14 protein-coding genes are annotated in these 13,675 nt (G+C 64.5%); 3 read left to right on the top strand and 11 right to left on the bottom strand.

The features are described 5' to 3' along the window. Window positions 1-68: 68 nt before the first annotated feature. Together AB3X96_RS33040 and AB3X96_RS33035 are read left to right on the top strand one after the other, a co-directional pair. Window positions 69-1,469 (top strand): aspartate aminotransferase family protein, encoded by a 1,401-nt coding sequence (locus AB3X96_RS33040; protein ID WP_368592961.1) that lies wholly within the window; start codon window positions 69-71, stop codon window positions 1,467-1,469. Window positions 1,470-1,557: 88 nt separating this feature from the next. Next, window positions 1,558-2,061: an Lrp/AsnC family transcriptional regulator gene (locus AB3X96_RS33035; protein WP_176110758.1), complete on the top strand. Its 504-nt coding sequence runs from the start codon at window positions 1,558-1,560 to the stop codon at window positions 2,059-2,061. A 35-nt stretch (window positions 2,062-2,096) separates the two neighbouring features. On the opposite strand, the gene AB3X96_RS33030 is transcribed toward AB3X96_RS33035, so the two are convergent. From AB3X96_RS33030 to AB3X96_RS32980, 11 genes are all read right to left on the bottom strand, one after another. Then, window positions 2,097-2,501 carry a helix-turn-helix domain-containing protein gene (locus AB3X96_RS33030; protein ID WP_368592960.1) on the bottom strand — a complete coding sequence of 135 codons (405 nt, stop codon included), beginning with the start codon at window positions 2,499-2,501 and terminating at the stop codon, window positions 2,097-2,099. An 11-nt stretch (window positions 2,502-2,512) separates the two neighbouring features. Beyond that, window positions 2,513-3,685 (bottom strand): NAD(P)/FAD-dependent oxidoreductase, encoded by a 1,173-nt coding sequence (locus AB3X96_RS33025; RefSeq protein WP_368592959.1) that lies wholly within the window; start codon window positions 3,683-3,685, stop codon window positions 2,513-2,515. Continuing rightward, window positions 3,682-5,058: an FAD-dependent oxidoreductase gene (locus AB3X96_RS33020; RefSeq protein WP_368592958.1), complete on the bottom strand. Its 1,377-nt coding sequence runs from the start codon at window positions 5,056-5,058 to the stop codon at window positions 3,682-3,684. The genes AB3X96_RS33025 and AB3X96_RS33020 overlap by 4 nt, the downstream gene beginning before the upstream one ends. Beyond that, on the bottom strand, window positions 5,037-5,348 hold the full coding sequence (locus tag AB3X96_RS33015) for a (2Fe-2S)-binding protein (protein WP_176381850.1): 312 nt from the start codon (window positions 5,346-5,348) through the stop codon (window positions 5,037-5,039). The genes AB3X96_RS33020 and AB3X96_RS33015 overlap by 22 nt, the downstream gene beginning before the upstream one ends. Further along, window positions 5,345-6,121: an amino acid ABC transporter ATP-binding protein gene (locus tag AB3X96_RS33010; protein WP_368592957.1), complete on the bottom strand. Its 777-nt coding sequence runs from the start codon at window positions 6,119-6,121 to the stop codon at window positions 5,345-5,347. The genes AB3X96_RS33015 and AB3X96_RS33010 overlap by 4 nt, the downstream gene beginning before the upstream one ends. 18 nt (window positions 6,122-6,139) lie before the next feature. Further along, on the bottom strand, window positions 6,140-6,796 hold the full coding sequence (locus tag AB3X96_RS33005; protein WP_129958560.1) for an amino acid ABC transporter permease: 657 nt from the start codon (window positions 6,794-6,796) through the stop codon (window positions 6,140-6,142). Between the two features lie 114 nt (window positions 6,797-6,910). After that, a complete protein-coding gene (locus AB3X96_RS33000) occupies window positions 6,911-7,723 on the bottom strand; it encodes an ABC transporter substrate-binding protein (RefSeq protein ID WP_368592956.1) in 813 nt (270 codons plus the stop codon). Between the two features lie 77 nt (window positions 7,724-7,800). Further along, on the bottom strand, window positions 7,801-9,078 hold the full coding sequence (locus tag AB3X96_RS32995) for an NAD(P)/FAD-dependent oxidoreductase (protein ID WP_368592955.1): 1,278 nt from the start codon (window positions 9,076-9,078) through the stop codon (window positions 7,801-7,803). Window positions 9,079-9,157: 79 nt separating this feature from the next. Then, window positions 9,158-9,826 carry a haloacid dehalogenase type II gene (locus AB3X96_RS32990; RefSeq protein WP_176381843.1) on the bottom strand — a complete coding sequence of 223 codons (669 nt, stop codon included), beginning with the start codon at window positions 9,824-9,826 and terminating at the stop codon, window positions 9,158-9,160. A gap of 106 nt (window positions 9,827-9,932) precedes the next feature. Then, on the bottom strand, window positions 9,933-11,426 hold the full coding sequence (locus AB3X96_RS32985) for an aldehyde dehydrogenase (RefSeq protein WP_368592954.1): 1,494 nt from the start codon (window positions 11,424-11,426) through the stop codon (window positions 9,933-9,935). Between the two features lie 461 nt (window positions 11,427-11,887). Then, the gene (locus AB3X96_RS32980) at window positions 11,888-12,502 is read right to left on the bottom strand and encodes a cupin domain-containing protein (protein WP_368592953.1); all 615 of its coding nucleotides are present in this window, start codon (window positions 12,500-12,502) and stop codon (window positions 11,888-11,890) included. Between the two features lie 290 nt (window positions 12,503-12,792). On the opposite strand from AB3X96_RS32980, the gene AB3X96_RS32975 reads away from it, so the two are divergent. Next, the gene (locus AB3X96_RS32975; RefSeq protein WP_368592952.1) at window positions 12,793-13,674 is read left to right on the top strand and encodes a GNAT family N-acetyltransferase; all 882 of its coding nucleotides are present in this window, start codon (window positions 12,793-12,795) and stop codon (window positions 13,672-13,674) included. The last annotated feature ends 1 nt before the right edge of the window (window position 13,675 follow it).

Genomic DNA, 13,675 nt, shown 5'->3' with positions numbered 1-13,675 from the left:
CGCATGCGGCTCTCGCTACTATCAAGGGGTGACGCTCACCTGATCGCAACCTGCGGGGAAATACCACCATGTCAAGAACATCGCTCATCGACGCCGACCGCAAGCATCTGATTCACCCGGTCATCAACTACCGCGCGCACGAAGCGCGGGGCACCACCGTACTCGAGTCCGGACACGGCGCGTATCTGCGCGACATCGACGGCAACGAACTGCTCGACGCGTTCGCGGGCCTGTGGTGCGTGAACGTCGGCTACGGCCAGCAGAGCATCGTCGAAGCGGCGACGCGGCAGATGACGAAGCTCCCCTACGCGACCACATACTTCCACTTCTCGTCGGAACCTGCCATCGAACTGGCCGAAAAGCTGGTTGCGCTCTCCCCCGCTTCGCTGCAGCACGTCTACTTCACGCTCGGCGGCTCCGATGCGATCGACTCGGCGGTACGCTTCATCACGCATTACTTCAACGCGACGGGGCGTCCGGCGAAAAAGCAGATGATCGCGCTCGAGCGCGGTTATCACGGATCGTCGAGCGTCGGCGCGGGGCTCACCGCGCTGCCCGCGTTTCACCGCAACTTCGATCTGCCGCTGCCGCACCAGCACCACCTGGCGTCGCCCTATGCATACCGTCAGCCGCACGGCGACAACGCGCAAGCGCTGATCGCCGCGTCGGTCGCCGCGCTCGAAGCGAAGGTGGCCTCACTCGGCGCGGAGAACGTCGCCGCGTTCTTCTGCGAGCCGATCCAGGGGTCGGGCGGCGTGATCGTGCCGCCGGTCGGCTGGTTGAAGGCGATGCGCGACGCGTGCCGCCGTCTCGACATCCTGTTCGTCGCCGACGAAGTCATCACGGGCTTCGGTCGTACCGGTCCGCTGTTCGCATGCGAGGCGGAACAGGTCGAGCCGGATCTGATGACGGTGGCGAAGGGGTTGACCTCGGGCTATGCGCCGATGGGCGCGGTGCTGATGTCCGACGAAATCTACCAGGGCATCGCGGGCGATGCGCACGATACCGCGGTCGTCGGTCACGGCCAGACCTACTCCGCGCATCCAGTCAGCGCCGCGATCGGCCTCGAAGTGCTGCGTCTCTATCAGGAGGGTGGTCTGCTCGCTAACGGTATTGCGCAGGCGCCGCGTTTTGCCGCCGGACTCGACGCGCTGCTCGATCATCCGTTGGTCGGCGACTCGCGTCATCGGGGCCTGCTCGGCGCGCTCGAACTCGTCGCCGACAAGGATTCGCGCGCACGCTTCGATGCGTCGCTGAAGCTGCCGGACCGGATCGCCGAAGCGGCCTACCGCAACCGGCTCGTGTTCCGCGCGTTCGGCGACAGCATCCTCGGTTTCGCGCCCGCGCTTTGCTTCGGCGAGGCGGAATTCGACCAGCTGTTCGGCCGTTTGCGGCGCACGCTCGACGAAGTGCTCGACCATGCGGAGGTGCGTGCCGCGTTGCGCGGCGCAAGCCGCGCAGCCGCCTGAGCGCGTGATAACATCGGCCTGCGCGTCGCTTGACTTTGGCGTTGCGCCATGCAGCGAAAAGCAGAACCTTCGACGGGCAGACCGATACATGACGACAAGCGGCGACACGAAGCTGGACCGGATCGACCTGCGTATTCTTTCGCAACTGCAGAAAAAAGGCCGCATCACGAACGTCGAGCTTGCTGACGCCGTGGGGCTCTCGCCGAGCCCCTGTCTCATCCGCGTGAAACGGCTCGAAAAGGCCGGCTATATCGTCGGCTACGGCGCACACATCCAGCTGCAGAAACTCGGCGACGTGCAGATCGTGTTCACCGAGGTCACACTTGCCGACCATCGCCGCGAAGACTTCGCCAAGTTCGAGGCGGCGATCCGCCCCGTGGAGGAGATCATCGAATGCCATCTGGCGAGCGGCGGATACGATTATCTGCTGAAGTTCGTCACGCGCAGCGTCAATCACTATCAGAGTGTGATCGAAGGACTGTTGGAGCGCGACATCGGCATCGAGAAGTATTTCAGCTACGTGATCATCAAGACGCCATTCGTGAAATCCGAATACCCGCTGGAAACACTGTTCTCGCAACGGCATCAATGAAGCGGTCGCGGGCCCGATGAGCCTTCAGGTCGCAATCAGCCGTTGGTGCTCAGCCACTCACCCGGCGTTATGCCGAGCACGCGCTTGAAATGCCGGCATAGATGGCTTTGATCGAAGAAGCCCACCTCGGCCGCGACGATCGACGGCGGCATGCCTCGCCGCAGCAGGCGTTGCGCATGCCGTACGCGCACCAGCCTCACGTATTGCTGCGGCGACACGCCAATCTCCGCGCTGAAGCGCACCGCAAACCTCGAAATGCTCAGCTCCGCGACGGCGGCCAGTTCGGATAGGCTGATCGGCTCGGCGAAACATGCATCGATGAAGTTGACCGCGCGCTCGACGGCGCGGCTCACTCGATCCGGCACGCGTGCCGCATGACGGTTCGCGCCCGCGAGATCGGGCGCGGATGATGACGACGAGGTTGGAGTCAGGCTCAGCATCGACGCTTCGCTTAAGCAACACGCGAGCTGGCCGCAGCCGCAGGCGCCGCACCCCGGCTGGCCGCGAAGCGGCGGATATCGAACGGCTCGAGCGGCGTGCTGGTCGCGCCCGTGTCGATCAGTTCGGCCATCGTGTCGCCGACTCCCGGACCCAACTGGAAGCCATGGCCACAAAAACCGAACGCATAGAACAGGCCGCTCGTCGTGCCGCTCGCGCCCATGATCGGCCGGTCGTCGGGCATATAGCCTTCGACGCCGCTCCATACCCGGATGATGTTCAGCCTGCGCAGCATCGGCGCGACGCGCTGCAATTGCCTGAACTGCAGCAACGTGCTTTGCGGCAGGACCTTCGCACGGCGTTCGTCGAGATACGCCGGCGCACGCGCGCAGCCGCCGATCACGATATTGCCGCGCGCGACCTGGCGGAAGTACACGACCTCCTCGATCTGCGGCGACGACACGCCGACCACCGGCTGGATCGCATACGGCACGGGTTCGGTCACAGCCATTTGCGGGCCGTTGACGGCGATCGGCACCGCTTCGCCAAACTGCTCCGAGAGCAGATTGCCCCACGCACCCGCGGTGATCAGCAGCACCGGGGCATGGAAGGTACGGCCGTCGGCGCTCGTCGCGCGAAACTCGGCGCCCTCTTTTTCCACTGTCACGACATCGCAGTTTTCGACGATCTGCGCGCCGAGCCGCGCCGCCGCGCGAGCAAACGCGGGCGCAGCGAGCCGCGGATTCGCGTGTCCGTCCATTTGCGAGTACGAGCCCGCCAGCACCTCGGCACCGAGAAACGGAAACCGTGCGCGCAGCGCGTCGCCGCGCAGCAGATCGAGCTTGAGACCATAGTGCGCGGCCTCCTTCGCGTAGGTTTCGAACTGGTCGGCCTGCTCTTCGCGATAACAGACGCGCACATGGCCGGACATCAGAAACTCGGCGTCGTGCTGGATCAGTTCGGGCAGACGCCCCCAGATTTCGCGCGAACGGTTCGCAAGCGGCAGTTGCGGCAGAAAGCGCCCTTGCCGGCGCACGTTGCCGAAGTTGGTACCGCTCGCTTGCTGACCAACGAGCTGGCGCTCGAGCAGGATCACCGAGCGGCCCCGTTGCCTCAGAAAAAATGCGGCGGAAGCACCCATGAACCCGCCGCCCACGATCAGCACATCGGCTTGTGCGCGGTTCATTCGGTATCCTCCACGGTTGCGATGGCCAGCGGCTTCACGGGTGCCTGCCCGCGAAGCCTGCCAACCTGCTCGAGCGGCACGTGCGCGGCCGCCGCGATCACCTCGGCGCCCGCATGGCCGCAGTAGCGTCCCTGGCAGCGCCCCATGCCGACGCGGCTGAACGCTTTGGCGCGGTTCGCTTCCTGCGCGCCTTCGTCGCGCACCACGCGGCGCAGTTCGCCCGCGGTGATGCCTTCGCACCGGCAAACGATCGTATCGTCCGACAGCCGGGCCGCCTGCCCGGCAGGCCACGCAAACGCTTCAGCGAGACCGAGCCGGAAGCGATCCATTTTGCGCTGTTCGCGCGTCAACGTGGCCAGCGTCGCGGCCGGCACCGCACGCCCCAGATCGCTCAACGCAGCATAGGCCGCGAGCCGTCCGGCGATCTCCGCGCCATCCGCGCCGAGCACGCGCGCACCGTCACCGGCGATATAGACGCCCTTTTCGGTCGCGCGGCCGAGTTGATCGATTTGCGGCACCCATTGCCGCGTCAGCGCATCGAAATGGAACGCGCAGCGCGCGAGGTCGGCCAGCTGAGTTTCCGGGCGCAGGTGATAGCCGAGACCCACCGCGTCGCAATCGATCTGTGCGACCTTGCCGCGCGCATCGCGAAAGCGTACGCCAAGCACGCCGTCGTCCGGCGTGCCGAGAATTTCGAGCGGCTCGATGCCGTTTTCTACCCGCACGCCCGAGCGCTTCAACGCCGCCACGAGCGCGCGGCCCTTGCGCAGGACGTCGACGCGCGCCAGCAATTTGGGCAGCGCACGCAGCCGCGCACCGGTCGTCGACGTGTCGAGTACTGCCGCTACCTTGGCGCCCGCCTGCACATACTGGTTCGCGACCAGATACAGCAGTGGGCCGGTCCCGATGAATACGACCTGGCGGCCAATCGCGCAGGCCTGCGACTTCAGCGCGATCTGCGCGGCGCCGAGGCTGTAGGTCCCGGCGAACTGCCAGCCCTTGACCGGCATCAGCCGGTCGGTCGCGCCGGGGCAGAGGATCAGCGCGTCATAGCGCAACGCGCTCGCGTGTCCTTCATGCACGATATGCAGCTTGCCTTGCGCGACGTTCCACGCGAGCGTCTGAGGACGGTAATCGATCTGCGGGCGCAGTCGCTCGAAGCTGCGATGCAGGTCCTCCGCGCGCGCGGCTTCGGTGCCGTACAGCTTCGCGTACGGCCGCGTGAAGCCGTCGGGCTGGCGCCGGTAGATCTGCCCGCCATCGCGCCGTCCTTCATCGACGACGATCGGGCGGATGCCGGCCGCCAGCAATGTTTCCGCGCAGCGTACCCCTGCGGGTCCTGCGCCGACGATTACGATGCGAGGTTCGCCCATTGGCCCTCCGGTTGCGTCGTGACGACGCGCATGCCTGCTTCGACCACGGTGGTGCAGGCGCGCAGCCTCTCGCCGTCCGCGGTCCATACCCAGCAATCCTGGCACGCGCCCATCAGGCAAAAGCCGGCGCGCTTTTCAGCACCGAATTCGGACTGCCGCACATGCCGCACCGAGCACAGCATCGCGGTGAGCAACGTGTCGCCGGCCAGCGCTTCGACGGTGTCACCGTCGATCGTCAGCTCGACTTTGGCGCGAGCCGTCTCGCCCAAGCGTACGAATCTGCCGTTCATGCCGCAGCTCCCGCCATGCCGTCCGGTGACACGTGAGCGTCGCTGCGATTGCTCAGCACGTGCCGCAGGAATTCGCGGGTACGCGCCTCGCGCGGCGAACCCAGCACCTGATGCGCGGTGCCCTCCTCGATGATGAGTCCCGCGTGCAGAAAGCACACCCGGTCTGCCACTTCACGCGCAAAGCCCATTTCATGCGTGACGACCAGCATCGTCATGCCTTCGCGCGCAAGGGTGCGCATCACGCCGAGCACTTCGCCGACCAGTTCGGGATCGAGCGCCGAGGTCGGCTCGTCGAACAGGATCGCCTTTGGCTTCATCGCGAGCGAACGGGCAATCGCCACCCGTTGCTGCTGCCCTCCCGAAAGCTGATGAGGATAGGCGTGCAGCTTGTGGCCGAGCCCGACCTTGTCGAGCAGTTCGGACGCTTCGCGTTGCGCTTGCGCACGCGCAAGGCGTTTGACGTGCACGGGCCCTTCCATCACGTTCTCGAGCGCGGTGCGATGCGGAAACAGATTGAAGCGCTGAAACACCATGCCGACCTGGGTGCGCAACTGGTTGATGTTGCGCGCGCGCTGCTCGACGCGCTCGCCGAGCAGGCGGATTTCGCCTTCGTCGTAGGACTCCAGCGCGTTAATGCAGCGCAGCAGGGTTGATTTTCCCGAGCCCGACGCACCGATCAGGCAGACCACTTCGCCCTGGTTCACGTTGAGCGAAATGCCCTTGAGAACAGGTACGGAGCCAAAACTCTTGTGCACATTCGTGATTTCGATCATCGCATCCTCACTTCGCACTTACCTGGCCCTGTGTCGACCGAATCGTCGTTCCAGATTGCGGGTCATGCTCATCAGCGGCAGGCTCATCGCCAGGTAGCCGAGCGCGACGAGTGTGTACACCGTCAGATTCTGAAACGTCGACGACGCGATCAGCTGGCCTTCGCGAGTCATTTCGGCGACCGTGATCGTCGATGCAAGCGATGAGTCCTTCAGCATCATCACGAGCGTGTTGCTGTACGGTGGCAGCGCGACCTTGATCGCCTGTGGCAGGATCACCCGTACCATCGTCTTCACGCGACCCATGCCGATCGACTGCGCGGCTTCGTACTGGCCCGGATCGACCGCCTCGATACCCGCGCGGAAGATTTCCGCGACGTAAGTCGAGTAACCGAAACCCAGCCCGATGATGCTGGCCTGCAACGCCGACACCTGGATGTGGATATCCGGCAGCACGAAGTAGATGTAGAACAGCAGCACGATCATTGGCAGACCGCGCACGACGTTGATCATCGCGCTCACACCGCGTACCACGTGCGGATAGCGCGACATCTTCAACAGCGCCCAGGTCAGGCCGAGCACGGTGCTCAACAGCAGACAACCCAGCGTGATGATGATGCTCATCATCGCGCCTTGCAGCAGAATCGGTACAAAGTCGGCTATATCTTGCCAGCGCATGTCGTGCCTTCCCTTGCTCTTTGCATTCGTTCAGTCCGCCGCTCCGCTGGGCGGCGAACATCGCAGGGCGGGTCCCGCGTCGTGGCGGGCCCGCCTCTTGTCACGAGAAGCGAATCAGCTCGTGAGGTGCCACTTCTTCAGGATCGTGTCGAGCGTGCCGTCGGCCTTCATCTTCGTCAGCGCGTCGTTGATCTTCGCCATCAGCGCGCTGTTGCCCTTCTTCACTGCGATCGCGATGTCGAACTTTTCCATCGGCACATAGGCATCTTCGACCCGCGTTCCCGCCATCGCGCCCGCCGCCTCCTGGGCCTTCAGGATCGGATAGTCGTTGAAGCCCGCGACGATGCGGCCAAGCGCGACGTCACGCGTCATGTCGGCCGGGCTGTCGTACATCTTCACTTCGGTGAAGATCCCGAGCTTCTTCAACTGATCGCCATAGTCGGTGCCGGTCGGCGCACCGACCGTCATGCCCTTCATGTCCTGCACCGAGCGATAGACGGCCTTGTTCGAGTCCTTCACGATGATGCCTTCGCCGAACGCCGTAACCGGCTGCGAGAAATCGACCACTTCGGCGCGCTTCGGCGTCGGCGTCATGCCGGCCACGATGATGTCGATCTTGCCCGATACCACCGACTGGATCAGCGCCGAGAACGGCACCGCGTCGTACGACACGTTAAAGCCCTCGCGCTTGCCGATCTCTTTCACGACGTCCGGCATCAGACCTTCGATCTTCTGGGTCTTCACGTCCATGAATGTAGTCGGCGCGCTCGACGGCGGCGAGCCTGCGGTCAGCGTCGCCCCTTCGGCCGCGTGGGCGGCGTGGGCGGCGCCGAACATCATCGTCATCGCGAGGCCCGCGCCAGCGGCAAAGCGCTGCACGGTGTTGAAACGGACGGCGGAAGCAGGCTGGAACATGAAACGCAACATGGGGATTTCCTTTGGGAATAGTGATTTTCAATCTGCGCGCTGCCCTGGCATCTGACAGTGGCGATCAGTCGATCCGTTCAATGCAGTACATCCTGCAACCTGTAATACGCGCCAACCAGCGGCAGAAACCACGCGCGTCCGAAGTGTCCTGGAATCGCGGGCCATTCGAGCGTTCGCCACGGATTGCGCGCGGCGGCGCCGAACATCACGTCGGCCATCAGTCGACCCATGTGCACGGACATCTGCACACCGTGACCGCTGTAGCCCATTGAATAAAACAGTCCTTCATGCTGCCCCGCACGCGGCAGGCGGTCGGCCGTCATATCGACGAGGCCGCCCCAGCAGTAATCGATGCGCACATCGGCCAGTTGCGGGAAATAGCGGGCGAGCCCGTCACGCAGAATCCGCCCGCTCTTTTCGTCCGAACGCGGGTTCGACATCGCAAAGCGCGCGCGGCCGCCGAACAGCAAACGCTCGTCGGGCGTGGCCCGAAAATAGTTGCCGATGTTCAGCGTCGTCACATACGAGCGGCGCGTCGGCAACAACGCATCCAGGCGGTCCTTGCCGAGCGGCTCGGTCGCGACGATGAAGCTGCCGACCGGTGCGATGCGACGCCGGAACCATTGCAGCGGACCTACCTGCGACGCGCCCGTGGCGATCAGCACGCGCCCGGCGCGGACCGTGCCGAGCGGACACTGCACGTCGAACGCGTTGCCGCCGAGCGGCTTCAGGTCCGTCACCGGCGCGTTCTCGTAGATCTGCGCGCCGCGGTGTGCCGCCGCCGTGCCAAGACCCACGCCGAATTTGCCCATGTGCATCTGCATGCCGTTGCGCTGCACGAGCCCGCCGAAGAAGCTGTCAGACGCGATCTCCTTGTGAATCTGCTCGGGCGGCACCAGTTCGACATCGGGATCGACTTCGCGCCGCAACACCTCGTAGGACTTCGCGAGCGACGCGAAATGCTGCGGCTTCGCCGCGAGCTTGATCTTCCCGGAGTGGCGCAGATCGCAATCGATTCTCTCTTCCGCGATGATCGATTTCACCGTCTCGACGGCGCCGGCATACGCGCGGTAGAACTCCGCCGCGCGCTCGCTGCCGATGCGCGCGGACAACGCGGCGTAGTCCTGCGCGACGCCCGTATTGCAATGGCCGCCGTTACGGCCCGATGCCTGCGCCGCGAGCCTGCCCGCTTCGAATACGACCACCGACTTGCCGCGTTTGGCAAGCTCCAACGCCGCCGACAGCCCGGTGAAGCCGCCGCCGACCACGGCCACGTCCACCCGCTGGGGCAATGGACCCTGGGCGCCCCGGCTAAAGCGTGGCGCGGTGTCGAGCCAGTACGAGTCGAGCTTCATCGTGATGCATTCCTGTCGGTTGGTTGCGCCGCTCGGCGGCGCACGGGAAGCGATGTCGTCAAAGGGCCGAAGCTGTGGATCAGAGACCGAGCAGCGAAGCCAGTTGCGGAATGCCCGACACTTCGTTGACGCCGTAGTACGGGTTCAGCGGCTCGTGGTTACGGTTGACGAACGCCTTGTGCTTGATGCCCATGTCGTACGCGGTCATCAGGTCATAGCGGAAGCTCGACGATACGTGCAGCACGTCTTCGGGATTGCAGTCCAGTTGCGAGAACATGTACTCGAAGGCTTTCTGCAGCGGCTTGTACGCCTGCGCCTGCTGGGCGGTGTAAACCTTGTGGAACGGCGCGCCGAGTTTGTCGACGTTGCTGTGGATCTGGTCGTTCGACGCGTTCGAAAGGATCACCAGCTTGTACTTTTTGGCCAGTCGCGACAGCCCTTCGGGCACGTCCGCGTGCGGGCCCCAAGTTGGCACGGCTTCGTAGATTTTCTGCGCGGTCGCTTCGTCGAACGGCACGCCGGTGCGTTCGCAGGTGCGGCGCACCGAGTTCACGACCACGTCGCGGTAGGGCTTCCATGCGCCCAATACTTCGTCGAGGCGGTAGCCACGGAAGAATTCGACGAACTCATCCATCTTCGCCTTGTCCAGCTTGTCGCCGTAAAGCTGCCGCGCGGTCTGGCCCATCTGGAAGTTGGTCAGCGTGCCATAGCAGTCGAAAGTGATGTACTTCGGTTCGAAATCGATCATGGTCAACATCCTGTCGTCGTGGCGAACCTGTTCGCAGGTTCGAGGTTCAGTTTCGGGTTGAATCAATGCGGTTGCTGCTTGCGTAAAGCCGGTGTAGCGCGATTGTTCACAACGTTTCGAAATCGATCAGCACACTCTTGTGCCGCATGCTGGCCACCATTGCCTCGCGGCCGAGATCCTTGCCGATACCGGATTGGCCGAAGCCGCCGGTCGGAATGATCATGTCGCCGCTGCGGCCGTAGCGGTTGATCCAGATCGTGCCCGCCGCGATGCGGCGCATCGCCCGCAGCGCCTGGCCGATGTCGCTGCTATGGACACCCGCCGCGAGACCGTAGATCGGATGTGCGGCGAGCGCGATGCCCTCTTCCTCGTCTTTGAATGTCTGTACCGTCAACACCGGGCCGAACAGCTCCTCGCGCACGGCGGGTGTCTCCGCAGTCACATTGGCGATCAGTGTGGGGCGGTGGAAATAGCCTTCTGCGGTGCCTTCGAAAAAGCCGCCGCCAAAGATCACTTCCGCGCCGCCCTCGCGGCTCTGCTCGACCAGCGCTTCGATGCGCCGCGCCTGGGGCGCACTGATGATCGGCGAATAAGCGGTGCGGCTGTCCCACAGCGGACCAGGCTTGATCGGCTGCAGTTGCCGTTCAATCGCGGCGATCAGAGGCTCCGCGATGCGCTCATGCACGATCAGCCGCGTACCGGCCACGCAGGCCTGGCCGCCGTTGGCCGTAAAGCCGCGGGCGACGCAGCGCGCCGTATGTTCGAGATCCCGCACGTGCTCGAACACCAGTTGCGGACTCTTGCCGCCGAGTTCCAGCGTGACGGGCTTGGTGCCGTGCATCGCGGCGTCGCTCATGATCGCGGCGCCCGTGCGGGTCGAACCCGTGAAGCTCATCTTCGAGATGCCCGGGTGACGCGTCAGCGCGGCGCCCGCCGTCGCGCCCCGGCCGTTCACTACGTTGAAGATGCCGGGCGGCATGCCGGCTTCGATCGCGAGTTCCGCAATTCGCAGGGTCGAATAAGGCGTCATTTCCGACGGTTTCATCACGACCGCGTTGCCCGCCGCGAGCGCGGGGCCGCACTTCCATGAACACATCGACAGCGGGAAATTCCAAGGCGTGATCGCACCGATCACCCCGTACGGCTCCGATGCAATGAAGCCGAGACTGTCGCGGCGCGTCGCCGCGATATCGCCACCGAGCTTGTCGGCCAGCTCCGCGAAAAAGCGGATCGCCTCGGCGGTGAACGGCACGTCGGACGCGTAGCTTTCCGCCACCGGGCGCGTCGAGCTGACCGTCTCGAGTTGGGCGAGGCTCACCGCATCGCGATCGATCAGCTCGGCCCAGCGGCTCAGCACCTTCGCGCGTTCACGCGGAGAACGCGTGCCCCAGCCGCTCGTCTTCCATGCGGCAAGCGCATTGCTCACTGCGTAATCGACGGTCGCGTCCGACGCATCCGGCACATGGCCGAGCAGAGCGCCATCCGAGGGCCGGTGAACGGCGATCTGCGCCTCGTCCGCCGAATAGTACGCACCGCCAATGAAATGCCCCTGCGGCAACGGAACGGCTGAAGGATCGAAATCGAGTGACGGAGTGGACATGCCTGGCCTGATCAGTAGGTTCAAGTGTGTGGTGCCGCGTGCGTCAACGCACTGATGATTCCCGGGCACCACCCGGCACTGCTGTTCGCCATCGCGACCACCGAATGAACGAACATCGGATGAAGTTCATTTTAATGAACATCAAATGAAATACTAGTGGTCAAAAATAAACTTTGTGAAAAGTTCGTTGTGCGCTGCGATACGTTGCCTGCCGCGCAGAAGGCGCTGCGGCACCGGCGCACACAAGCGGCAGGCCCGCCTGAGCGCGGCGGGCGAGCAAGGCCATGCGTCACGTCCACCCGTTCGTGCAACGCAAAAGCGAAAAGGACAACAGGGAAGGAAAGGCGTCGACGTCAGCCGAGGTCCAGGTGAACCGGACGCGACGCATCGGAACGATCGGAGGAAACAGAGGAAGGACAGAGCCGCGCGCCACACGGCACGCGGCTCGAACTACGGACGGATCAAAGATGAATCACGGGCGGCTGCGTATTCATGATCCATAGCAAACGCGCGGTCTTCTTGCTTTCGTTGCGCACACTGTGCGGCACCGTGCTCTTGAACTGGAAGCTGTCGCCCGCGCGCAGTTCGGAGCGCCGGTCGCCGACGTTCAGCACGACAGTGCCTTCCAGCACCAGCCCCGCCTTCTCGCCGATGCCGACCAGCACTTCCTCCGAACCGGAACCGGCCGGCAGCATGATGATCATCATCTGCAAATCGTGATCGCCGTGCGGCGACAACAATTCTTTCTGCATGCCGTTCGTGCCGACTTCGAACAGCGGCCGCTCGGCCGCCTTGCGCACGAAATCGCCGGTGACCGGGTCCGAGACCGCGTCGTCTTCTTCGAGCAGCGCGGTGAGCGGAACCTCCAACGCCTGGCGCAGGCGTTCGAGAATCCGCACCGACGGATTGGCCTTGTTGCGCTCGACCTGGCTGACCGTGCCTACCGATACGCCTGCGCGCATCGCCAGCTCGTTGATCGACAGCCCCTGCGCGACGCGCAGCGCGCGCAGACGAGTGCCGACGTCGCCATGAGCCGGGTCGGCCGCGCGCTTCCTGTTGATCTGTGTTCGCTGCATGGGTGTCCTGTCGATGACGTTACGGTTGTTGTGCCGGGCACGCCCCGTGGCATGCGAAGAGGCTTCAACCACTTCACCACACCGAACGGTCGTACAATTTCCATCATTATATTGAATATAGCACCATCGGAGTGAACGACAAAATACCTGCGCGGTTGCGTTGCGCGTGACTGGCCGCCGCGAGTCGAGCCCGACCACGCGCGCGCCCCAATAACAAAAAGATCGTCCTATGAAGCGGGCGCTGGGAATGCGAAAGTCTAGGCTGACCACGCCGCCAGCAGGAGTTTGCAGTGTCCAAAATAGTGAAGAAATCACCAGGCTACCGCCGTTTCACCTCCGATGACATCGCGGCCGCGCATGGCCTCTCCGTTGCGGTGCGTTGGCCGCACCGCGCCGAGGACTGGCGTTTCATGTTCGACGCCGGATGCGGCTTCGTCGCCGAAGACAACGGCACCGTGATCGGCACCGCGCTGTGCTGGAAATTCGGCGCCGACCGGGGCACGCTGGGCCTCGTGATCGTGTCGCCGGACGAACAGGGACGCGGCATCGGCCGCAAGCTGATGGAACTGGTGCTCGAAGAACTCGGCAACCGCGTGACCTTCCTGCATGCAACGGTCGCCGGCAAGCCGCTTTACGAAAAGCTGGGCTTCGTCGCCTGCGGCGGACTCACCCAGCATCAGGGAACGCCTGGCAGCGTGGCCGCCGTCGCGCCGCCGCCCGGCGAGCATCTGCGCGCGGCGACGCCCGCGGACACGCCCCGCCTGATCGAAATCGCGTCGCGTGCGAGCGGCCTCGAGCGCAGCGCGACGATCCCGTCGCTGCTCGCATTCTCGCAAGCCGTGGTGCTCGAACGCGACGGCGAAGTGCTCGGTTTCTCGCTGTTCCGCCCGTTCGGACGCGGCTACTCGATCGGGCCGGTCGTCGCGCAACGCTCCGCCGACGACCTGCGCGCCCGCGCGCTGATCTCGTACTGGCTCGCGCAGCATGCCGGCGATTTGGTGCGGATCGACGTGCCGGGTGACGCCGGCATCAACGACTGGCTGACGAGCCTCGGCCTGACGCGCGTCGATTCGGTCGAAAAGATGGTGCGCAACGCTTCTGCCGACGCGCGCGAGGCGGCCCCCGACGCGACCTGGCGCGCGTACGGCATCATCAATCAGGCGATGGCATAAA

Origin of the sequence: Paraburkholderia sp. BR13439 (assembly GCF_040948805.1) — a bacterium.
Classification (GTDB): domain Bacteria; phylum Pseudomonadota; class Gammaproteobacteria; order Burkholderiales; family Burkholderiaceae; genus Paraburkholderia; species Paraburkholderia youngii.
Note: the sequence above shows the minus strand (reverse complement) of the source record. Positions and strands in the feature narration are given on the sequence as shown.